Below are 23,486 nucleotides of genomic sequence, written 5' to 3'. Positions count from 1 at the left end.
TTTTTTACTTAGCACTCAAATGCTCAGTAAAAAAGACAATAAGCACACACACAAATTCGAGTTAAGTCGAGTTTGCGATCTTAATCTTTCCACACTAAGTTTTCTTCCCAACATTTTCCGGCTGGTAACCACAGCGGAGGAGCCACACCCGATCCCATCCCGAACTCGGTAGTTAAGACCTCCAGCGCCGATGGTACTGCAGTTAAGACTGTGGGAGAGCAGGTCGTTGCCAGCCTTTTTTTTTGCTGCCACAAGGGCGGATGAGTCTATTATATAGAAATCATTCACCATGTAGGTAGTTCGGCTAAGACCGGAAACATTCTAGAGCGTATATCATTTGATATACGCTTTTTTTTGTCTATATCCGCAAGGGCGGATGAGTCTATTATATAGAATTCATTCACCATGTAGCTAATTCGGCTAAGGCCGGAAGTACTACCGTACGGCTAGTTCAGAATTCGATTCGAATTTCTAAGCGTATATCATTTGATATACGCTTTTTTTTGTGCCCAGGCGTTGCCGTAGGGGCGATTGAGTACTTCGACGAACTTTGAGGATGTATGAGTGTAATCTATTGATGTGAAATAGTTTATAGATCCTTATAAAAAGGAAGGGCTGCGGAGCTTATGATAGGTTCGGCACGCTGAAAGCGTGTACTACATGCTTAGATGAGATTTTTACTGTAGAAAGCGTGTGCTGCCTACTTAGATACGATAACTACCATTATCTATAAAGTTCGTAAAAAAGTTTATGAGGGATTAATTTGTGGAGCCATAATTTAATCAATAAGGAACTACTTCCATGGATGATCAAAGTAAAGCGCTTCATAGTTCGTTTAAATTCGACCCGAGTACAAATTCTGTTGCGGTACCCATTTATCAGACTTCGAGTTATGCTTTTAACTCAAGTGAGCATGCAGCGAATCTTTTTTCCCTAAGTGAATTTGGCAATATCTACACGCGCTTAATGAATCCTACTACAGATGTTTTTGAAAAACGAATGACTGATATTGAAGGAGGGACGGGTGCCTTGTCTTGTTCAAGTGGAATGTCGGCAATATTTCTTGCGGTGACTACTTTAGCTTCGGCGGGAGATCATATCATCTGTTCTGCATCTTTATATGGAGGTACGGAAACACTCTTTAGATACACACTCAAAAAATTTGGTATAGAAGTGACTTTCCTAAAAGATTTCACGGCCGACAATATTAATCAAGCTATTAAATTCAATACTAAACTTGTCTTTGCCGAAGCAATAGGAAATCCACAGGGTGATGTGATTGATTTTGAAGCTATTTCAGAATGTGTACATGACCAAGGGCTCGCGTTTATTTTGGATAATACTTTTGCACCCATTTTCTTTAAGCCTTTTAAGCATGGCGTTGATATAGTGGTTTATTCCTGTACGAAATGGATAGGAGGACACGGAACCAGTATTGGGGGCCTTATTATTGATAGTGGCCAATTTAATTGGGGACAAGGTCGTTATAATGACTTCACAGAAGCGGACGAAAGTTATCATGGGCTCGTTTATTGGGACGCTCTTGGTAATGTACCAGGTATGGGCAATGTAGCCTACATAATTAAGGCACGAGTGGAGGGAATGCGCAATATGGGCATGTGCCCAAGTCCTTTTAATTCTTTTCAGCTTATTCAGGGGCTAGAAACTTTGCCTTTAAGGATAGATAAGCATGCAGAGAATGCGCTTAAATTAGCCAAATATCTTGAGGGGCACGAAAAAATCTCTTGGGTAAATTTTACGGGGCTGAAAAAGCATAGTTCCCATGAAATGGCTAGAAAATATTTTAGTCCCGATCATTTTGGTTCTGTATTTGGTTTCGGAGTTAAAGGAGGGATAGAGAGCGCTAAAATATTTATTGACTCAGTAGAAATGGCTTATCATTTAGCCAATGTTGGCGATGCGCGAACTTTAGTGATTCACCCAGCATCAACAACTCATCAGCAAATGACTGAAGAAAACTTACTGGAAATTGGAATCAAGCCTGACTTTGTTAGAGTCTCAGTAGGTATTGAGGCCATCGAAGATATTATAACCGATTTTGATCAAGCCTTAGCAAAAGTTTAATTACTATAAAACAAAACAAACTAGAGCAAATGCTCTAGCTTGTATGAAGGTTTAAGTAGTGTTTAACTTATTTTTTGGTATGGCGTTAAGGGTGTAATAAGCTTTTGAAAGGAAGGCTCCCTGGCTTTTGCCAAACTTAGTGTTCTTTAGATCTAAGAAATAAATTCGCGAAGTATTCGTCGTTCCTTCTTTGCTCTCGAGAACAAATTCTTTAAATTGTATAGAGCAAGTTTTTTGATCAGCACTCCATGTCACTAAGTTTATGCTTTCATTCCTAGTACCTTTTTCTGCTGAGCCATAGTTAGGAGAATCGACATAAAACCATGAGCTCACATCGATGGAGCCAAAATTTTGATTCTTTTGCGGCTTGGTAAAGTGAATATCAAAGCCTTTCGGAGTGACTTTGATAGTTTGAATTGCATCGGGTGTTTCACCTGAGAAAGTAATTTTTTGTAAGCTACTTTCAGCACCACCTTGAGATCTCCAACCACGACCCGTTTGCCCCACCCAAAGGCTATTATCTTTTGGGTTGAAAGTTAAACGCATCACACCAGATGCGAGTTTATTGGCAAAAGGAAGAGCTACACCTTGATCAATGTCATTGACTGTTTCTCGAGCAATGCGATAGATGCATGATTGAGTTTGGTCTCCCAAAAACATTTGTCCTTCAAAAGGCCCAAAAGCGCCTTTGGTTTTATCCCAGACGGGATTGCCGGGGGCATTCATAACTTTATTGTGAGGTAAGAGAATCATAGCGAGTTCACGTTTATCTTTTACCGCGTCCCATTGAATCTCAGGGCTTTTAAAGGTGAGACCTGGAAGGTCGACTAAGCCAGTTGGGTTGCCATAGAATTTACCTTTTTCGACTTTAAATATCTTTGATGTGCCAACGTATTCACCCTGATTTTCAGTGTAAATAATTTCTTTCTTTGGTGATAAAGCGAGGCCCGCAGGACTTCTGAAACCATTGGCAAAAGTTGAGAAATTACCATCTTTATCGACATAACACATCCAGCCTTTAAGACCGCCACCAGTCCCCATGTATGCACCACCAGCTTTGTAATTAAAAGGTAAGTTGTGAGTTAGGTTTAGGTTGTAGAGGTATCCACCTTTGTAAGCAATTGGTCCATGAAGGTACTCATGGTAATTACCACAGAAACGGAATTGATCTGAAACATTTTCACGCTTGTCGGCCCAGTTATCACCATCAGTATCTCTCAGGCGAGTGAGTCCTGGCTTTTCACCAATAACGATAGAATTTTCTGATTCAATGACGAGGTTGAGTGAATCGTAATGGCCTTCAGAGAAGAGAAACCACTTATCACCGATAACTTTCCATACTCCAGCAGTTCTTGTTGTGACAAATGCTATATCTTTATTTAAAAATTCAATACCAAGGGGTTCGAAGAGTTGCTTACGACCATTTATGCCTTTTGGAGCTGGGAAGTTATGTAGGGTATATGATTTTGACATACCTGCTTTCACTTGTTCACTATCTTGTGCTTTTGTCCATGCAAGTTTTTGTCCATTCAGATTTTCCTTCGTGACAGATTTGATTCCCGCAGTATGGATATTTTGAAATTTTGCTTTTCGCTTAGCCGAGAAAGTAACGTTTTTATGTGTGCCCGCAGGAAGAACCCATTTGTCACCTTCGATCTTTCCTAAACTAGTTTTGAAATCACTGAAGTTACTGCTGGGGATATGTAGGCTGAGGCTGCGTTTGAGTTTTAAATCAAAATTGGCATGAATACTATTATCACGACGCACTTCAAAACTTAGGTCTAAACGGTTGCCCTCGATATCATAGGAAAATTTAGGAATCTCATTTTTAATGGTGCTGAGACCAAGGAATTCACTATCTATTTCACTGGCTTCTTCGAGGTAATCGCCCTCAAAATGAAGAGTTTTGTAGACATAATGGTAATCAGCTAAAGCCGGCTCAGTAAAGGAGCGATCGAGTAGTTTTCCGCTTTCCAAGTATGGTGTAAAGAAATCAGTATTTCCTTTGTTCCAGCGAATTGCCTTATCACCAAGACTACTCGGTTTTCCGCGACCATTCATCATACCATTGATACTGACGAAAGGACCATTCCAAATCATTGAGATGCCAAAGGTACGTGGATCAAAACTATAATTCACATTGCCAGGAAGGCCCACGAAATAACTACGCGCAGAAGTGCCTGGGATAATAGTTCTTTGAACTCTAGGGCGCTCTTGAACAATGACTGAACCACGATCTTTCCAAATATTGTATTGATCACTAGGCTTATTCTGCCAATGAATACTTGGACCCGCAAGATTTTCAGGATTTAGAGTAATGAGGTAATGATAGAGAGCTTCAATTTCGCTGTCTTTTAAAATTTCAGGAGTGAAAGCAGGCATAATGGGTAAGAAAGCTTTATCGCCATCTTTTTTATTGAGAGAGAGATGAGCCGTGGGTTCACGTAATGATTGATATAAATAGCTTTTGTCTGCTGGTAGGTCGACGAGATGATCTTCGGCACTTTCTTTAACTTTAATACTGCGGGGTTTTTTCTGAAATACGCCATAAATGGCCGGTCCAGTTTTAACGATTTGATCATTTGTAGTGGTGTTATGACACTCGATACAACCCTTGTTTTGGAAAATCCCTTTGCCCATTTCAACCATCTCGACCATGGCGTCACCATTTTTGGCTAGTGGACGCTTTTCGTCAGTAGATAATTCCTTTGTTTTAATATCACTAAGATCAATTTCTTTAATTTTCATATTCCGAATAGCCACGGGACCATGATCACCTTGAATCATAATTGGACCTTTAGTCGCTTCGTCATTAAATTGTGATGAACGTGTTGGTCCAACAGCATAAAGGTTCTCTTGCACGATTTGGCCATTGATTTTGACTTCTTTAAAATAGGCTTGAGCAGTTCTTCTACCAGTTTCGTCAAAACGTGGAGCTCTGAAAATGACGTCCATAGTTTGCCATTCACCAGGGGCTTTTGCGGCATTCACTTTGGCAGGAACACCCGCACCACGTTGTGGTGGCCAGCGTTGATAGAGTCCGCCTAAATCAGAGAAAGCCCATTTATCTTTTCCATAGGAATCAAAAATTTGAATTTCGTATCTACCCATGAAATAGACACCGGCATTAGAATTTTTGGCGAGCATAAATTCGAGATGAAATTCAATGTCTTGATAATGCTTCTTAGTAGAGATGTTGTTAGTTTTACCTTTGCGACCATTGATGAGTAGCCCAGTGCCTTCTTGAGTGACTAATAATTTTTTATCTTTTGCTTTAACATTAGCAATATCTTCCCAGCCTCCTGGCTTGAAAAAAGCATCGCGTAAAGTTGGCTCTGAATTACTTACTATAATTGGAGTAGGGACGGCTTTGTTTTTTGACAGTTTACCCAAAGCGAGGTAATCAAGATTTATACATTTATTAGTCACATCTTTCATTTTCAAAGTGATGGTATTCTCGCCCTTTTTTAATGAAATAGGGAGACTGATATGATCCCATACCTTCCAACTTTTGGTCGTACTCATGGTGATTTCTTGATTCTTGCCATTGATGCCGAGTACAACTTGCGCATCGCCAAAACCAGCAGAATAACGAAGTGTAATATCTTGCTTACCAGCTTTTTTGGCTTTAATTTTGAAAGTGAGTAATCCATTGCTATTATTATAGAAACCACCTATGAAACCTGTCCCAGAAAAGCCTTCATGATTACTTTCATGTCTGAGTTTATGCATCGTCGCATCTTCGGCTTCATATATGACGGCATCTGTAGTCTTAGCTTTAGTGTCAGTGTAGGCGAATGAACTAAAGACTAGTAAGAGAAAGCTGCAAGCTAGCCAATGTTGTATTTTTGGTATCTTCATAGAGTATCCTTATTTAGATTGATTAAATTTACTGTAGTTGACTATGTAAGTGCAAGTAAATAATGATTTCTTTACAGTCATGAGACAATTTATGTTATTATTTTTCTGTACTAATGATTTTATGTGGTATAATGAGTGATAATACCTAATACTTGCGAGCGTAAATTCTATAATATGACTGATCAGTTTAATACGAGAAAAACCTTGTTGATGCGAGCTAAAGATCCCAATGATCAATTAGCTTGGAATGAATTTGTGGAGTATTACTCAGGTTTCATTCAGATGCTTTTACATAAAATGAAAATTCCTCAGCAACTGCATGATGATTTAAAGCAAGAGGTATTATTAAAAATTTGGAAGGCATTGGGCCAGTATGAAGTCAAACAAGACATCAAGTTTCGTACTTGGTTGAGTGTGGTGATTCGCAATGGGATCTTAGCCTATATGCGCAGCTATAGGAAACGAAAAAATCGTGAATCGGCTCTCAGTGAGGAAAGTCTTTTCAATGAAGAGAATTTTGAACCAAGTCAAGTGGAAAAAATCATTGATGAGGAATGGGCTAATTACATGGTGAGTCATGTAGTAGAGCATTTACGACAATTTTTTTCAGGAAAGGCAATCGATGTTTTTTTGATGAGTTCTAAGGGGAAAAGTACCCAAGAAATTAGTGATGACTTACAAATACCTGCCAATACGGTTTACGTTTTGCGCAGTCGTGTCAAAGATCGTTTATTGATTGAGATGAAAAATCTACGTCAAGTTCTGGAGTTTTAAAAACAAAAGATGGACGAATTTATTTCATTGTATGAGCAAGCCGAGGATTATGATTCTGCGGAAAATGTGAACTCACTCTTATGTGATCAACTCCCTCGATCTTCGGAATTCTATAGTGAGGCTCACTTAATTGCGAAAGGCGGAATGAAGAGTATCAGTCGGGTTTTTTGTAATAGTACTCACCGTTATATCGCACGAGCTACTCTAAATGACCCCTCGAAAATTGAATTACGGGATGCTTTCATACGTGAAGCCAGACTTACCGCGCTCTTGGATCATCCCAATATTATCAAAATCTACCAAATTGCTTTGTCGAGTAAAGACGAACCTTTTTTTACTATGGAGCTCAAAACGGGAGCGAACCTGGGAGAATTCCTACAAGAGGTTCACAAGAAGAGTGACTTATTAGATATTTTCATCAAAATTTGTGATGCGATTTCTTATGCGCATTCACGTAAAGTTTTACACCTCGACCTGAAACCTGACAATATTCAGGTGGGTTCCTATGGGGAAGTGATTGTTTGTGATTGGGGTTTGGGGAAAATCCTGGCCAATCAAGATGATATCACTCATTTTCAAGTTGATGCCGATATGCTCAATCATTGTACCTTGTATGGAGAAGCAAAAGGAACACCCGCTTATATGGCTCCCGAACAATTGGAGGGTAAAGAGAAAAATGAAGCTAGTGATATATATGCTCTAGGAGCCTTATTATTTACAATATTAGCACCTAAGCGTTTAGAGAATAAAACACTTGAGAAACGTTTGGAGCAAAGTCGTCTGGGAGTGCCGAATGATTTAGATAATTATCTGATACCTACAAGTCTACAAGCTGTGGTTCGCAAAGCGATGGCGCTAGATCAAGAAGATCGTTACCCTTCAGTCGAGGCCCTGAAAAGTGATATAAGTCGTTACCTTAATACTTATCCAACCGAGGCACAAGAGGCCGGGTTTTTAACTCAAATATCTTTTTTGTGGCAGCGTAATCGTCGTCTTTGTGTCATTATTTCTACAGCAGTCAGTATGATCATTCTGTCATTATTGATTTCCATGCAAGCCATAAAAAAGAGTGAACGCGAAACTTTATTAGCCTTAGAGAAATCAGAGCAATATGCAGCTGATTTAAAAAAGACTCTGGAGCAAAATAAGAATCTAGAAAAATCTATTTCTAGTCTACCCCAAAAAATTGTCGATCGGATTTTTGCAGATAATCAGCAACATCGTGATTATCAATTACTGATGACGCCCAAAGTTTCCTTAGAACGATCCAATCAGTATCTTCATGCGGCTTATGAAACAAATCCAGATGATATCTATATTATTCGAGCTTTGGCGGCTAACTATTTTATCGCGATGGATTATAAAGGTTTTGCTGAATTTTATCTGCGTCACGAAAAAGATTTAATATTTTATGCACCTTATTATGATAAGCACCTCAAACAAGGTGATCTTAAAAATAGGAAGAAAAACTTTCCAGAATTTAAAGTCATGGCTCAGTTTGCCTCTAGTCTCCCGGTTTTTATGGAATTGATGATTGCTTACCACGCGGATGAGTTCAATAATCATGACGAATTTTCGGAATTAATCACTGAACTGATTTTTCATTATTATCCAAATAGCGCTGAGATTGAGATCACTCGAACTCAAGAGCGCTTAGTACTCTGGGGGCCGAAACTTCAAAAATTAAGTTCCCCCACGACAAAGTTATGTCTCTTGCGTTATTTAGATTTCAAAGATTTGTTTATTGCGGATAACGCAATCGTTGATGCTCATGAATTTGCGGGCTTAAATTTACGTCGCTTAGATTTACAACATACGGGGATTCGTGATTTAGCACCCTTGCTCAAATTACCGAGTTTGAATCATGTGACTATTTTTGATGGTCAAATCCCCGAAAAACAATTACAACAATTTTCGCGAGATTTCAGCAAAGATTTACTCAAGATTTATGATGGCATTAAAGCTGATTTTTCTGGTGGCCTTAAGGTTAATTATGACCATGCGAATTATACGTCCGGCGGTTTTTTAGCCGGCTTTTACATGAATGTTAAGGCTCAGGTGGTGTTTTCCTTAAAGGCGAATAAAGCGGGGGAAGAAAAGATTTCTCTACGTTATTCAGCGGGTTTTGGCGATGCTGTAATCATTATGGAATGCAATGGCGTAGCGCAGGAAATGACTTTGCCCTCGACCAAGACTTGGCAGCGTTGGCAAACAGTGGAACTTCCGGTGAATTTGCTTAAGGGAGAGAATACTCTGAGTTTTCGAATGAAGTTCAAAACTAAAAATTGCTTCAACCTCGATTACCTATCCCGTAAAATCACGACAGAGTGATTTTATATTTCTCTTGTGAAGAGAAATACGGCTCAAAGTGCATTTACCGTATCCAAAAACTTCTTTAGCTTACGTACTTAGTATAAGAACTAAATAAATAGGGATATGACATGATGAATAAAACTTTGATTTATTCGACTTTACTGGTAGCTATGGCTGCGAGTTCAATGGCAGATACGTGGCTGATTGATAGTGATGAAGATTGGAAAAAAAATCAGTCGAAGCAAGAAAATTTAGAATTTAAAAATGGCATGGCGAGTCCTTTAGAAAAAGATTCCTTTTATCAGAGTAAAATCAAGCAATTTAAAAAGGCTAAGAACTTGAAAACTCTGACTATCGATCAATCTCCGATATGGCAAAACTGGAATTCTGTGGAGAATCTAGGGCCCTCAAATTTAGGGGATGCTCCTGTGTTTTTGAGCTTAGGACCTAATGATTACTGGATATTTGGTCGCTATCGTGCAGGCACTAAAAAGCAGCAAAAAGCTTTTCAGGCTGAAGAAGTAAGCTTAGATGGCTATGATGAGACATTAAAAACGACTAAGTACCCCAATCAATTTAATGCCCCGAGTGGTTTGAAAGCCAGTCAGGGTGGTTATCATGCATGGCATAGTCGTGATATGAAAAATTGGGTGCATTATGGTTCGATAACGGATAAAGTTTCGCGTTGGATGACCACAGCGGAATATGTAGATGGCAAATTTTATTTTTATTATGATTACCCTAATGATCAAGATCCACACCTTTATATTGATTCAAACTTAAAAGATGGTGAGCCAGGTGAAAATAAAGGATTGGCCTTTAAGGACCCATCTGATGGCTCCGACTGTACATTTTTTCGTGATAAAGACGGTAAGTTTCACGTGATTTATGAGGATTGGAGTCCGATTGATGCTAATAAGCGTTCTTGGGATTCTCCTTTGGCAGGACATGCCGTAAGTGAGGACGGAATTAGTGATTTCAAGATTCTGTCACCTGCAGTTGATAATCGAACAAGCCCCACAGGGAAATTTGCTGAGTATAAGCATCCTCATTGGCTACAGCATCCTGACTGGGATAGTAATATTGCTCGATATGAAATTCATGAAGGTGAACAAGAAGCTTATGGAGATTGGGCATCAATCAAGATAGGAGGTCAATACTACTTGTTCGGTGATTATGATCCAGTTGGGGGTCATCAAATGAGTACTGGGTGGTTTACGTCCGATAGTTTAGACAAGCAGTTTAAATGGTGTGATCATATTGGCTCAGGCCACCCAGATCCAGATATTGGCTTTGCTAATGGTGAATTCCAACTCATCACTCAGCAGAAAAATGACTACACGAGCCCGGGGCCATGGGTGGAATCAGTTGAAGTCAGAGTGGGTATTGATAGTAGTAATGACGGGGTTATTGATCGCTGGACAGATTGGGCTGAAGTGAAAGAGTCCTATGATTACACGCCAGGTTTTGCTAAGCATGTTCAAAAAATAGCTGCAGCTATTGACCTGAGTTCTTTGTCAAAGGCCTATGGAGTGCAATTTGAACTTAAAATCAAAGATACTACAGAGAACAAATCAAAGCCGATTTTAGATAAACTTATGATAGAATACAAATAAGCTTTACTTAAACTGAAGTTCTGAAATACGCCAAGGCCTAAGCCTTGGCGTATTTATTATTCCCAGTATTCCATTTTGCTTACTTTGACGGCACAAGCTTTATAGGAAGGCTGACGTGAGTAAGGGTCAAAGGAAGGAAAAGTAAGGTAGTTGCATTCTGGGTAATGCATCGAAATAAAGACTTGTCCTTCTTGGACATGGTAGCTCGGGCAGGCACGAGCTTTGAGTTTGCCACGGCGGGATTTGACCCAAACCCATTCGGAGGGCTCGATCTTTAATTGTCGGGCTTCAACAGCATTAATTTCCACATAAATATCTTTGGGATAAAGCTTAGTGAGAACACTCGAATTTTTAGTGCGTGTCTGAGTGTGCCATTGCGAAGACGTACCACGACCAGTGAGTAACCAGGAAGGATATTCTTGGCAAGGAACTTCTAGTGCTTTGCGTGGCTCTTCGTAAAGGAATTTGGCCTTGCCATCGGGGTGATGAAACTTGCCGTCGGCAAAGAGGCGACGTTCATGATCTTGGAGTTCTTCACCTTCGAGTAGAGGCCATTGAATACCACCACAGCTATCAATCATTTGGTAATCTTTGATACCGCTGATATCGCATGGCTGATCTTTGGTACAGGCCTTAAGCATTTGAAAAACGGCTTCAGGATGAGTCCACTTTTTGAACATTTCACTGCATCCCCAGTAGTTGGCGACGAGCTTGAAGATATTAAAATCTGAGAGTGCTTGGCCTGGTGCACGTTTGACTTTCTTGACCATGCCGTAACGTCGTTCAGAGTTGATAAAAGTCCCTGTTTTTTCGCCCCATGCGGCAGCGGGTAAAATCATATCTGCGAGTTCAGCCGTTTCGGTTGAGTGATACATATCTTGAACGACGAGAAAATCGAGCTTTTTGATAATGTCTCGAAAACTTTGTTGATTAATCCAGCTATGAGCTGAATTGGTGGCAATGACCCAGAGAGCTTTGATTTTACCTGAAGCAATACCATCAATGATTTGGTCATAAGCCCAACCCATTTTTTCAGGGATCGAATCTACGGGAACGCCTGTGATATCGGCGACTTTAGTACGGTGAACCTCATTGGCGAAGTCATGACCGCCAAGTAAATTGGTGGTGTTACTAAAAAGGCGTGATCCCATGGCATTGCATTGACCAGTAATGGAGTTGGCCCCAGTTCCTGGACGACCAAAATTTCCGGTCATTAAAGCAATGTTAATCAAGGCTTGCGCAACACGTACACCCTCGTGACTTTGGTTAACTCCCATGGTCCACCACAAAGAGACGCGCTTGCCTGCGGCAATTGTATCCACAAGTTTCTGGAGTTGATCGGCTTTGATGCCACTGGCCTCTTCGACTTTTTCAGGAGTGTACTCTTTGACATGCTCAACAAAGCCTTCAAAGCCATTGGTGTATTTATCAATATAATCTTGTTGGATAAAACCCTGTTCAATGAGCTGATTAGCGAGGCCATAAAAGAAGGCGAGATCGGATTTTGGTGCAATGGGGTAGTGTTGAGTTCCAGCAACGGCTGTCTCAGTTTTGCGAGGATCGATGACGACAATTTCGGGATTATGCTTGTTCATGGCCACGCGTTCCCACATAATGGGGTGAGCAATACAAAGGTTGGAGCCGACAAGAATAATGACATCCGATTCTTCAAAATCTTTGTAGGTGTAAGGGGGTGCATCAAAACCAAGCGACTGCTTGTAGGAGACAACAGCAGTGGCCATACATTGGCGTGTATTGCCATCACCATGAATCATATTCATGCCAAATTTTGTGAGGGCACCAAGGAAAGCCATTTCTTCGGAGACGATTTGTCCCGTGCTGAGAAAAGCGACGGCTTCATCGTCGTATTTTGATTGAACATTTTTAAATTCCGCCACCATGCGTTTCATGGCGCTATCCCAATCCACTTCTACAAGCTTACCATTTTTGGTGCGAATCATTGGGGATTTGGCGCGATCTTTAGCATTCAAAGGAGCTAAGGCTTCCCAGCCTTTGGGACAAGCCATGCCGAGATTCACGGGGTATTGTGTATCGGGAGTTAGATTGACGGCCTCGCCATCTTTTAAGTGTACGTTGAGTCCGCAACCGGTGGAGCAGAAACCGCAGACTAGAGTTGTGGTAGAATCAGGCTTTAATTTCTCAGGTACTTGGCCGAGACCATACTTGGCGGGCTCGCGTAAGAGTTCCTTGGTCAAAGGGCCGTCCCATTGACGGATCACATTGCTGATTTTTTCTTTGATGGAATTACTCATTATACATCTCCCGGCATTTTTTTACTGACGATGGCAGAAAAGAATAAAAAACGTTCGCTGAGTTCGCCCACGAGGGTTAAAATAAAAATCCCAATGGCGACAAGGAACATATTCATTAGGTGATTGAGCTCAATGATGGGTTTTTGACTCATGCTATAAAGGAATATGGGGAGTAAGACCCCTCCGAAGAAGCCGGCTAAATAGCGTAAGCGAGTAGCGACTAGGAGGTGATTGGTCATCAGCATCGCCGAACGTTTTTCCATGGAGTAAGTTTTAGATTTGAGGTGGCGGAAAATACTTCCTTCCCAGGCCATTTTTGCGAAACTCGCAATGATCAAGAGGATGGCTAAGTTGGCGCTATAGACTTTGACTACTTCAGCTGCGAACTCGGGTTTGAGGAAATAAACACCTCCCAAAGAAGCTAATACAATAGTTGAGAGCCCTAGGACGATAGTGGTACCAAAAAATTTCAGTCCCGTAATTGAACCACGCCACAATTCTTTTTTACAGTCGTCATAAACCATGACAGAACAGATAACACCAATGATCCCCGTTATAGCGACAGCAAGACTGAGTTGAGTTCGCAAAGATTCAGCTTTGAGAAAATCAGGTAAAGTAAGGCCAGCGAAAGCTTCGATCTGTTGCGTCCAGAACAAGGCGGCATAGAGAGTTGCGCAACCCGCAAAAGCAGAGAAAGCAGCAATCTCACGGCTGAGCCATGACGTTCTAAGACCAAGGAAAGCGCGGAAAGCAAACATTGGTCGCCCTAAGTGCAAGATACTGACTTTTAGTGCAAGGATACCTAATAATAGAGCTACAATTGAGTGAAAGCCCTGCATTTCATTAATGAGCTTATTATCGTTCAAGAGATTAAATAAGGTGTCGACACAAAAAGCGCCCACTGATAATTGAGTCAGTACGAGCATGCCAACGAGTGGGGGATGCGAATGTTGAGGTTTGATTGAATAATAATCACTACCAAGCATGTTTTTGGAAAGGGGTTTAGAGCTTACAAAAGTGGTGGTAGGCTGAGTAAATTCTGAGTTAGGCGCACCCGGGACCACGACGCTATCCATGGCTTCCTCTAAAACCTGTTCTTTGTTGACCACTTGGATACTAATTGCTTTAGTTGGACAAGCTTGAACACAAGCAGGAGCTTCACCTACAGCTAAACGATCGGTACACATATCACATTTGCGAACAATGCCCAGTCTCTTGTTGTACTGAGGGACTTCATAAGGGCATTTGAGAATACAGTATTGGCAACCGATGCATTGATCATCCAAATGCTTGACAATACCAGTGACTTCATCTTTTTCATAGGCATTGACGGGGCAACCTTCTGCACAAGCGGGTTCAAGGCAGTGATGGCAGGCAGTAGTGACATGCTGCTGCTTAGCTTCTTCTTTGTTACCACCGCGTAAAAGACCCACCGAACGCCAAGTTTCTTCTTCGTCAAGACCATTGAGATTATGGCAAGCAGTTACGCAAGCTTTGCAGCCCGTACAGGCATCTAAATTGACTTTGAAGGCGTATTGTTCTCCTTCTCCAGGTTTACTAAGAGGAATTAAGCTTTCGTAATATTCTTGTTGAAGGGGGATTTCCTGATTTGCGTGTTTCTGTGCAAATTCAGAAACAACGGTTAAATCCTGCTGTTCCTGGAGCATTGATTTAAGCAAGGCTTCTTTATCGACTAAAACTCTTTCTTGTACGGCCATAGTAATTCCAAAAATTATACAAGGATTAAAATATAGCCATAAAAGTAGTTCTCGATTTATTATTATCTACACTTACGTAAATAATATACATATATTTACAATTTCGTAATAAAATAGCAAGGTCTATAAAAAAGTTTATTCAGTAAGGTTTAATGACTTACGCTGTAGTTGTAGCTTTTTTCCGGTATAGAACATATAAAGCATGGAGTGAGCAAAGTGTTATTTTTTTTAAAGTCGCATATAATTAGCAAAACATAAAAATAAGGATGTATATGAAAAAATTACTGTTGTTGGCATTTAATTTCTTGATCGTGTTTGCAGTAAGTGCTGGTGGAGAAGGCTGGGAAACAAAGTTTAACCTCGCTCAAGAAAAAGCAGTAGCGGAAAATAAATCCCTCTTGGTTGATTTTACTGGGTCTGATTGGTGTGGCTGGTGTATTCGCCTTAAAAAAGAAGTTTTTGATCATAAAGAATTTAGTGATTTCGCCAAAGAAAAATTTGTACTAGTCGAAATTGATTATCCAAAATCAAAAGAGCAAAGTGCAGAAATTAAGGCTCAGAATGAAGAACTCAAAAATAAATATAAAATTCAGGGTTATCCCACAATTTTACTGATGGATGCGCAGGGGCGCCCCTTTGCTAAAACAGGTTATCAAGCCGGTGGCCCTAGCGCTTATAATATGCATCTCACGACTTTGCTTAAACAGGGGGATACCATTGCCAAAGCTTTTGCAGATGCAAAAAAAGAGTCGGGAGTTAATCAAGCTAAAAAATTAAATGCGGCATTAAGTTTAATTCCAGATGAACTCAAAGCTCATTACAAAGCAGAGATAGAAATGATGTTTGCTGCAGACCCCAAGGATTCACTGGGCTTTAAAAAATCGATGGAGCTTAATAGCTCTTTAAAAGTACTTCAAGGAAAAGTCGCTCAAATTGCACGTAAAGGCGATGTAGCTCAAGCAGAAAAGCTGGTAGAGGATTTTATTGTCAGCAAGAAACTTAGTGGCGAAAATAAGCAAAAAGCTTTAATGGCGAAGCTCAATTGTTATGATCCAAGACAAGAAGGAGTACTCGCAATAGCCGATAAACTTATGGATCAAGTTATTGCGATTGACGCAAAAAGTCAGACGGCGACTTTAGCGAAGAGTGTTAAGGGACAGATTGCACAGATGAAGGCGCAGAGTAAGAAAGGTAAAGCTCAGCAGTAGAGCGGATTTGTACTAAAGAAAAGTATAAATAAGAATAATTAATAGGGCAAAGAAGCCGATCAGAGTCAAGATGTATTGACTCGTGAAAGCTTTGTCTTGCCCTAGATTATAGACCTGGTCGCGCTGGCCCAAGGGGGAGGCTTGTGATTCAAGGTGGATCATTTTTTCTAGAAGTAGAATAGTCTCCTGCCAAGAAGAGGGGCGCTTGTTGGCGTCGCGATGAATGAGCTTTCCAATTATATCTTGACTTTCACTCCCGCAGTTTAAGCGACTTAAGTTCACATCTTCCTTTAAAATCTTATCAAAGACATCGTTTCTTTTGGTGGCGACATAGGGTTTCTCCCCTTGGATCATTTCAATGAGACTTATACCAAGTGAATAGATGTCGGTGCGAAAATCGCAAGTCGATGGTTTTTGAATCATTTCAGGGCTCATGTAATAGGGCGTGCCGGCTCCATAGCCTTCTGTTTTGACCTGTTCATGTGTAAGACCCACGCCTAAATCCATTAATTTCACTGCCCCTTCACGACTTAGCATGATATTTTCAGGCTTTATATCGCGGTGGATGACTTTTTCTTCACGCCATAAATAATCCAAAGCAAGTGCGACGTCACGGCATATGCGCATGGCGTCATGAGCCTTAAAGCTTCCGTATTTTTTTAAAGTGCTATCGACATTTCTTCCAACCACAAGTTCTTGGACAAAGAAATATTGGAAATCATCAAAACCAGCTTCTAGCACATGGACAATATTTTTATGCCTTAGTTTCAAGAGGATTTTCGCTTCTTCTTGTAGGTAGTGGGTTTCTTGCTCGTCAATACAATTCTTGAGTACTACTTTCATGGCTCCTTGTTGGTGAGCTTTATTTTCGACTTGGTAGACTTCTCCCATGGAACCTTGGCCCAAAAGGCGAACAATTTTCCAGTCTTTCATAAGCTGTCCGCGCTTGAAAGAAGGGTCGGGTACCTTGACGCGTCGCTGGCAATGAGGACAAGCAATTTTTTTCTTGATCAAGCTTTTTTCTGCGTTTAGATTGCTGTAACAAAAGCTGCAGCGAAAATAAACTCCACGATCTATTGAGTTATCGGTCAATTATGACTCACCTTATTAAGAAAAAATATTATTTATAGCACTCACCAATGTAGGTGGGCTAACAAAAATATAAATATCAATTAAGTTCTAGGAATTGAATTTAATTCTGGAGTTAGACTTATGGCGAAAGTGAAATTTATATTTTTCACCTTCTTCTGCTTAATTGCCTCAGCAGAAGATAAAATGCCTGAAACGGAACTTTTAGTTCGACGTTTTGTACATGCCCTGATTGATAAAAACGAAGCGAGTATTCGTGCCTTATGTTTGGACCATCACAATTTAAAAGTCTTATGGAGTGGTGATAAGAAAACGGATGATCAAAAAGATCAGCTCAAACGCGAACTTAGCAAACTCGATATAGATTGGCTCAAAGAAGGTGAGTCCTTTCGCTTTGGCGGAAAAGTTCATACAATAAACGAAAATATGATTACTAAACGCCACCAAATTGCGCGTGTTAAAATGTTGGAGTACGGATTTCCTATCCACATCAGTAATGTTGGTGGATCGTGGTATATTCAACCGATGTTTGTGGCCAACGTTGTACAACGCGAAATAGCTGTTGCGAGTAAGAAAAATCGTCGTAATTATACGGTGATCATCGATGGTAAAGAAATTGAATTAAATGAAGATGAAGAAGGTAAGTTGATTCTGAGTGACGGCAAAGAGCTGAAAGTTAGCATGCGTAAGAACCTCTTTCAAAATTTTGAAGATAAGGCGCTGCGAATCTCCTATTCTCGTGACCTTGTGGTGACGAAAACAATGGGCAGGAACTGTAAAATATATCGCTTGATAGGGGAGCTTTCACCAAGTGTTATGATCCAGGTTTACGATAAAGGCACAGATTTGAAAAAAACGGAAAATTATGTGACTAATTCGATTATCGAAAATTATCAAGCGATGGACTATACGCTGAAAAATCCTCCCTCTAGAGAACTCAAATATCTTTTAAATGATAATACAGTCATCCAGGGCAGAGAAGTTCGCTCTATGAGAAACGGCGTTACACATATTGATCACATGTATTTTTGGAAAAAAGATAAACGCGTCATTGCGGTCGTATTACAAATGGAGATTTCTGATAGCGTTGCGGGAGCGGACTACCTTAGTCACATCATTAATGAACTTGAGCTGAAAACTAGTTCAAAACAGGAGCAGTAAAAGATGTACCTCTACCTTATGCGTCATGCTCGTGCTTTAGCATTGGAAGATTCAAATGTGCAATACGATGCCGAAAGACCTCTTTCTGGAGCAGGGGAACGAGATATTCTTGCCCTAAGCGAGTTTATGAAAAAAATGGAATACTTTCCTCATGGGATTTTTACCGGACCCTTTAATCGTTCTCGTATGAGTGGTGAAATGATTGCGGATCAACTTGGCGGAATTCCAGTTCACATGGATACGAGCCTTCTTCCAGGAGCTGGCTTAAGTGATGTTCTTAACTGTCTTTCTGGGCTTGATCCAGATAAGCAGCAAGCCGCGATGGTGATTCTCCACGAACCTGACATTTCGTATATTTTAGGACAACTCTTTCATGGTGAAGATGGTCAATACCCCTATCCGATATATTCAGGGGACTTCTTTGCTTTACGTCTAGATATCAATAATCATAAAGCCGTGGCTCGTACGCTCTCTGCTTTTTCTCCAGTCATAACAAGGTGTGGTGATCATGTCTGATTCCGTAAAAAAAGCCATTAATGAGATTTGCGCAGGTCGCAATCTGAGTGCTGATTTGACTCGTCAAATTATGCAAGAAATTTTCAAAGGCGAAGTGAACGATATTTTAAAGGCAGGCTGGCTTACGGCTATGCATACCAAGGGTGAAACCGCTGAAGAGCTTGCGGCTTGTATTCAAGTGATGCGCGAAGGAGCCGTTAAAGTATCTTGTTCAGATTCAAAGGCGATTGATATTGTGGGTACTGGTGGTGATGGACATCACACGTTTAATATATCGACGAGTTCAGCTTTTGTGGCTGCGGGTGCGGGCGTTAGTGTGGCGAAACATGGTAATAGAGCCTTTTCTAGTAAATCTGGGAGTGCAGACGTACTTTCTCATTTGGGGATTAATACTCAAATCACACCTGAAAAAATGGCGCAATGCTTAGATGATATTGGCATGACTTTTCTTTTTGCACCCTTGCTTCACCCTGCAGTAAAGCACACAATAGAAGTGCGTAAAACTCTTGGTGTTAGGACCTTGTTTAATTTATTGGGGCCGATGTGTAACCCCGCAGGTGTTCGTCGTGGTCTCATTGGTGTTTATTCGGAGCAATACTGTCGTGTTTTAGCGGAAAGCGCAAAAGTACTTGGCGTTGATCACATGTTATTTGTGTACGGCTGTGATGGCATGGATGAGATTTCCATTTGTGCGCCGACAAAAGTTTTTGAAGTCATGGGACAAGAGATTAAAGAGTATCAGATATGTCCCGAAGATTTTGGTTTAAAGACCGCCTCACTCAGCGATATTCAGGGTGGTGAACCCCAGTATAATGCAGATGCTCTACGGGTTATGCTGAAAGGTGAAAAATCTGCCTATCGGGATGCGGTGCTACTGAATGCTGGTGCGGGGATTTACTCTGCAGGAAAAGCACAAAGTATAAGTCAAGGAATTGAGCTGGCTATCGAATCTATTGATAGTGGTTCAGCATTAGCCATACTAGATAAATTGAGCGCTGCTACTCAAGCCTAAGTGACAGATGCGAATTTTAAAACAAGAGGGCGTAGGCATTTTGAAAAAATCTATATTTCTATGCCTATTAGTTTTCTGCTCTTCTTCACTTGTGGCTCAAACTAAAATGCGCGCGGCTTGGGTTGCGACCGTCGCCAATACTGATTGGCCGAGTTCACAGCATTTGACTGTCTTGCAGCAAAAGAAAGAATGCCAAGAATTGCTCAATTTAGCTGTGCAACTCAAGTTAAATACGATTATTTTTCAAGTGCGTCCTCATGGCGACGCACTCTATAAATCAGCCTTTGAGCCCTGGTCGGATCGTTTGACGGGAGTGCAAGGCAAGTATCCTGGTTATGATCCATTGCAGTATTGGATCGAGCAATGCCATAAGCGTGGCCTTAAGATTCATGCCTGGTTTAATCCCTATCGAGTCCAGCACCCCACAGTAAAAGAACCCTTGGCAAAAAACTCTCTACAGCGAAAAGCAAAATCTTGGTGTATCTACCTTAAGAAAGGTTATGTATGGCTCAATCCTGCGTCAAAAGCTGTTCGCCAATATGTCCAGACGGTGATTTTAGATTGCGCTCGTCGTTATGATATTGATGGCATTCATCTAGATGATTATTTTTATCCCTACAAGGACTTTTTGCCCGCGAGTGGTTTTCCCGATGCTAAAGAATACTCAGCCTATCTAAAGACGAAACCGAGCAAAGTCATGGATAAAGAAATGTGGCGTCGTCATCAGGTCAATACTTTGGTTTACAGTTTACACAAAGGCCTTGAGCGACTTAAACCTCAGCTTGAGTTTGGTATAAGTCCCTTTGGGATTTGGAAACCAGGCTTTCCTAAAGGAGTGAAAGGCACGAGTTCTTTTGATAGTCTAGCTTGCGATAGTCGCAGATGGCTGCGCGAAGGTTGGGTAGATTATTTGTCGCCACAACTGTATTGGCCAGAATCGGCTCCTCAACAACGTTTTTCGTCTTTATTGAATTGGTGGAAGATGCAAAATCCTCTCAATAAGAAGATTGTTCCTGGTTTGGCGTCTTGGCGTACCGAACCGAAAGAACTTATTAATCAAATGAAGCGCTGTGAATACGATCCCAAAGTACATGGGTTTAGTCACTTCAGCCTAGGCGCGATCCAAAAAAATTCATACCTAAAACAACAACTCATCAACTATGGGAGAGATAGAAAATGAAAGCCAATGACATCCTCGAATTATGTGGGAATACCCCACTCGTAAAGATCAATAAGCTTACGGAAGGCGCTTATGCCGAAGTCTATGCAAAAACGGAATCTTCTAATCCAGGTTTTTGTGTCAAAGATCGTATTGCCAAAGCAATGATTGATGATGCAGTTGCCAATGGTACATTGAAGCCTGGTATGACTGTGATTGAGCCTACCTCTGGTAATACTGGTATCGGCCTTGCTATGACTTGTGCTGTTCGTGGTTACAAACTTATTCTCTGTATGCCTGATTCAATGTCTGTAGAGCGTCGTCAGTTGATGCGTATTTTCGGTGCTGAGCTGGTTTTGACTCCTGGTGCGGATGGCATGAAGGGTGCGATCAATAAAGCAAATGAGCTTGCGGCTGATATTGAGGGTGCTTGGGTTCCTCAACAATTTGAAAACGCGTCAAATCCTGCGATTCACGAAGTGACCACGGCAAAAGAAATTATTGCTGACATGAATGGCGATTTCGACTTTTTTGTTGCTGGCGTCGGAACAGGTGGAACCATTACTGGCTGTGCAAGAACTTTTGCAAAAGAAACGCCAAATGTCAAGATCGTCGCGGTAGAACCAACTACTTCTGCGGTTCTCAGTGGTGAAGGTCCTGGGAAACATAAGATCCAAGGGATTGGCGCTGGTTTTATTCCTGGGGTTATGGATCCAGAATTACTAGACGAAGTGATTAAAGTGTCTGATGATGATGCGGGTGAAACGGCGCGTCAATTAGCTCAAAAAGAAGGTATCCTTTGTGGTATCTCTTGTGGTGCTGCAATGGCAGCGGCCCTTGAATTGGCTAAGCGTCCTGAGAATAAAGGTAAAAAAATCGTCTGTATCCTTCCTGATACTGGTGAGCGCTACCTCTCAACTTGGCTTTTTGAACAATATAAGTAGTAGCTAAGTTTAAAAAGACTGAGATCCTTAGATTTCAGTCTTTTATACTTGTTTTACTGTAAGGAAAAGTCAGAAAGTATTGTCTATCTACGTATACCCTATAACACAAACACACTAAAGAATAAGGATATAAATGAATAAATTATTTTTAACGGCATTGGCGCTTGTTGCGTCTTTTCAACTTTCAGCTGAAATTAAACTCCACCAACTCTTTTCAGATGGCGCAGTCCTTCAGCGCGGTCAAGCGGTTCCTGTATGGGGTTGGGCTGATGCAGGTAGTACTGTAGACGTTTCTTTCGCCGGTCAAACAAAATCTGCTAAAGCAGATAAAAATGGTAAGTGGATGGTAAAGTTTGATTCACTCGAAGCTTCTGCAGAAGGAAGAAATCTTGAAGTTAAAAATGGTTCAGAGAACCTGAGCGTTAAAAATATTTTGGTGGGTGAAGTCTGGCTTTGTTCTGGGCAGTCTAATATGGACTTTGCCATCAAGCAGCTCGTTAAACCTACGCGTGAAAAAGAGTATATGCCTTTAGCTGAGTACATAAAAAACGAAATGGAAACGGCTAAGGACCCACTCTTTCGCCAAATCGAAGTTAGAAAAGAAACGACTTATGGCAAAGAGCTCGAAAATATAAATGGTGACTGGGCTCAGGTTTCACCAGAAACTAATGGTGGATTTACTGCTACGGGTTATTTTTTCGGTCGCGAACTTCGCAAAACCCTCAATGTTCCTGTAGGACTTATTAAATGTGCTTGGGGCGGCACTTTGGTTGAACCATGGGTTCCCATGCCGAAATACCAAACGACTGATGAACTCAAGGCTTTTTATGCAGAAGAAAAAGCTAAGCTCGAAAAGGGTAGTTCTTGGTGGACACCTGAAAAAGCAAAAGCACTTCATGAGAAAAAGTTAATTGAGTGGGAAGCCAAAAAAGTTGCGGCTAAAGCTGAAAAGAAAAAATTCAATCAGCGTAAACCACGTATGGTTTCTGATCCGGCAAAAAGTAATCGTTTGCCTTCCACACTCTATAATGGTATGATTGCTCCCCTTGTTCCCTATGCCGTGAAAGGTGCTATTTGGTATCAGGGTGAATCAAATTCTGGTTACCAAAACGAAAATTATCAAAGGCATTTCACTGCTCTTATTGAAGGATGGAGAACAGCTTGGGGTCAGGATCGTCTAGATTTTTTCTGGTGTCAGTTAGCTCAGTTTAGAGATCCTGCAAAAAGTCCTGTCGATAATGATGGTTGGGTAAATGTTTGTTATCAGCAGTTCCAGACTCTTGCAGTTCCAAATACGGGTATGGCAGTCTTGAATGATATTGGTGAAGCCAAAGATATTCACCCTCATAATAAAATTGATGCAGGTAAACGCCTCGCCTTATCGGCCTTGCATACGTCCTACGGAAAAACGGATCATGTTTATAGTGGCCCACTTTATAAGTCACACAAAATTGAAGCGAGCAAAGTTATTGTTCAATTTGATCAAGTGGGCAGTGGTTTGATGACGGGCAAAAAAGTATTGCTTGATCCAGTTGTTGAAACTCAAGATGAGCTTAAGCACTTTCAGATCAAAGGTTCTGATAATGTTTGGAAATGGGCAACAGCAAAAATCATCTCTAAAGATTCTGTAGAAGTTTCTCACCCAGAGATTTCAGCACCCATAGAAGTTCGTTACGCTTGGGCTTCCAATGCGAAAGGCGCAAACCTCTATAACAAAGAAGGTTTACCAGCTTCCTTATTTAAGACTAAGTAAGCTC

15 protein-coding genes and 1 rRNA gene are annotated in these 23,486 nt (G+C 40.9%); 12 read left to right on the top strand and 4 right to left on the bottom strand.

Annotation, left to right across the window (positions count from 1 at the left end; genetic code table 11):
* Positions 1–120 precede the first annotated feature (120 nt).
* Together rrf and PQO03_RS20295 are read left to right on the top strand one after the other, a co-directional pair.
* Positions 121–235 (top strand): 5S ribosomal RNA (rrf, locus tag PQO03_RS20300).
* A 566-nt stretch (positions 236–801) separates the two neighbouring features.
* Positions 802–2,085, top strand: a complete 1,284-nt coding sequence (locus PQO03_RS20295) for an O-acetylhomoserine aminocarboxypropyltransferase/cysteine synthase family protein (RefSeq protein WP_274152978.1) — start codon at positions 802–804, stop codon at positions 2,083–2,085.
* A gap of 51 nt (positions 2,086–2,136) precedes the next feature.
* Here PQO03_RS20295 and PQO03_RS20290 read toward each other — a convergent pair whose 3' ends face one another.
* Entirely contained in the window at positions 2,137–5,946 is a 3,810-nt protein-coding gene (locus PQO03_RS20290) for a 3-keto-alpha-glucoside-1,2-lyase-like domain-containing protein (protein WP_274152976.1), read from the bottom strand.
* Between the two features lie 135 nt (positions 5,947–6,081).
* Here PQO03_RS20290 and PQO03_RS20285 point away from each other — a divergent pair, with 135 nt between their 5' ends.
* The 3 genes from PQO03_RS20285 (at position 6,082) to PQO03_RS20275 (ending at position 10,649) form a co-directional block, all read left to right on the top strand.
* Positions 6,082–6,720 carry an RNA polymerase sigma factor gene (locus PQO03_RS20285; protein ID WP_274152975.1) on the top strand — a complete coding sequence of 213 codons (639 nt, stop codon included), beginning with the start codon at positions 6,082–6,084 and terminating at the stop codon, positions 6,718–6,720.
* Positions 6,721–6,729: 9 nt separating this feature from the next.
* Entirely contained in the window at positions 6,730–9,051 is a 2,322-nt protein-coding gene (locus PQO03_RS20280) for a protein kinase domain-containing protein (RefSeq protein WP_274152973.1), read from the top strand.
* A 113-nt stretch (positions 9,052–9,164) separates the two neighbouring features.
* Positions 9,165–10,649, top strand: a complete 1,485-nt coding sequence (locus PQO03_RS20275; protein WP_420792883.1) for a hypothetical protein — start codon at positions 9,165–9,167, stop codon at positions 10,647–10,649.
* 56 nt (positions 10,650–10,705) lie between these two features.
* Here the strand turns inward: PQO03_RS20275 and PQO03_RS20270 are convergent, their stop codons facing one another.
* Complete coding sequence (locus tag PQO03_RS20270) at positions 10,706–12,922, bottom strand: molybdopterin oxidoreductase family protein (protein ID WP_274152970.1); 2,217 nt, start codon at positions 12,920–12,922, stop codon at positions 10,706–10,708.
* Positions 12,922–14,640, bottom strand: a complete 1,719-nt coding sequence (locus tag PQO03_RS20265) for a DmsC/YnfH family molybdoenzyme membrane anchor subunit (RefSeq protein ID WP_274152968.1) — start codon at positions 14,638–14,640, stop codon at positions 12,922–12,924. The genes PQO03_RS20270 and PQO03_RS20265 overlap by 1 nt, the downstream gene beginning before the upstream one ends.
* A gap of 272 nt (positions 14,641–14,912) precedes the next feature.
* Between PQO03_RS20265 and PQO03_RS20260 the strand changes: the two genes are divergently transcribed.
* Entirely contained in the window at positions 14,913–15,848 is a 936-nt protein-coding gene (locus PQO03_RS20260) for a thioredoxin family protein (RefSeq protein ID WP_274152966.1), read from the top strand.
* Positions 15,849–15,860: 12 nt separating this feature from the next.
* Here the strand turns inward: PQO03_RS20260 and PQO03_RS20255 are convergent, their stop codons facing one another.
* Complete coding sequence (locus PQO03_RS20255; protein WP_274152964.1) at positions 15,861–16,781, bottom strand: serine/threonine protein kinase; 921 nt, start codon at positions 16,779–16,781, stop codon at positions 15,861–15,863.
* Between the two features lie 279 nt (positions 16,782–17,060).
* Here PQO03_RS20255 and PQO03_RS20250 point away from each other — a divergent pair, with 279 nt between their 5' ends.
* From PQO03_RS20250 to PQO03_RS20225, 6 genes are all read left to right on the top strand, one after another.
* On the top strand, positions 17,061–18,098 hold the full coding sequence (locus tag PQO03_RS20250) for a hypothetical protein (RefSeq protein ID WP_274152962.1): 1,038 nt from the start codon (positions 17,061–17,063) through the stop codon (positions 18,096–18,098).
* A 3-nt stretch (positions 18,099–18,101) separates the two neighbouring features.
* Entirely contained in the window at positions 18,102–18,614 is a 513-nt protein-coding gene (locus tag PQO03_RS20245; protein WP_274152961.1) for a SixA phosphatase family protein, read from the top strand.
* A complete protein-coding gene (trpD, locus tag PQO03_RS20240) occupies positions 18,607–19,626 on the top strand; it encodes an anthranilate phosphoribosyltransferase (RefSeq protein ID WP_274152960.1) in 1,020 nt (339 codons plus the stop codon). Before PQO03_RS20245 ends, trpD begins: the two co-directional genes overlap by 8 nt.
* Positions 19,627–19,666: 40 nt before the next feature.
* Complete coding sequence (locus PQO03_RS20235) at positions 19,667–20,806, top strand: glycoside hydrolase family 10-like protein (RefSeq protein ID WP_274152958.1); 1,140 nt, start codon at positions 19,667–19,669, stop codon at positions 20,804–20,806.
* A complete protein-coding gene (cysK, locus tag PQO03_RS20230) occupies positions 20,803–21,729 on the top strand; it encodes a cysteine synthase A (RefSeq protein ID WP_274152956.1) in 927 nt (308 codons plus the stop codon). Before PQO03_RS20235 ends, cysK begins: the two co-directional genes overlap by 4 nt.
* A 133-nt stretch (positions 21,730–21,862) precedes the next feature.
* Positions 21,863–23,482 carry a sialate O-acetylesterase gene (locus PQO03_RS20225; protein ID WP_274152955.1) on the top strand — a complete coding sequence of 540 codons (1,620 nt, stop codon included), beginning with the start codon at positions 21,863–21,865 and terminating at the stop codon, positions 23,480–23,482.
* The last annotated feature ends 4 nt before the right edge of the window (positions 23,483–23,486 follow it).

Source organism: Lentisphaera profundi (assembly GCF_028728065.1).
GTDB classification, from domain to species: domain Bacteria; phylum Verrucomicrobiota; class Lentisphaeria; order Lentisphaerales; family Lentisphaeraceae; genus Lentisphaera; species Lentisphaera profundi.
This window is presented reverse-complemented; position numbering and strand designations above follow the sequence as displayed.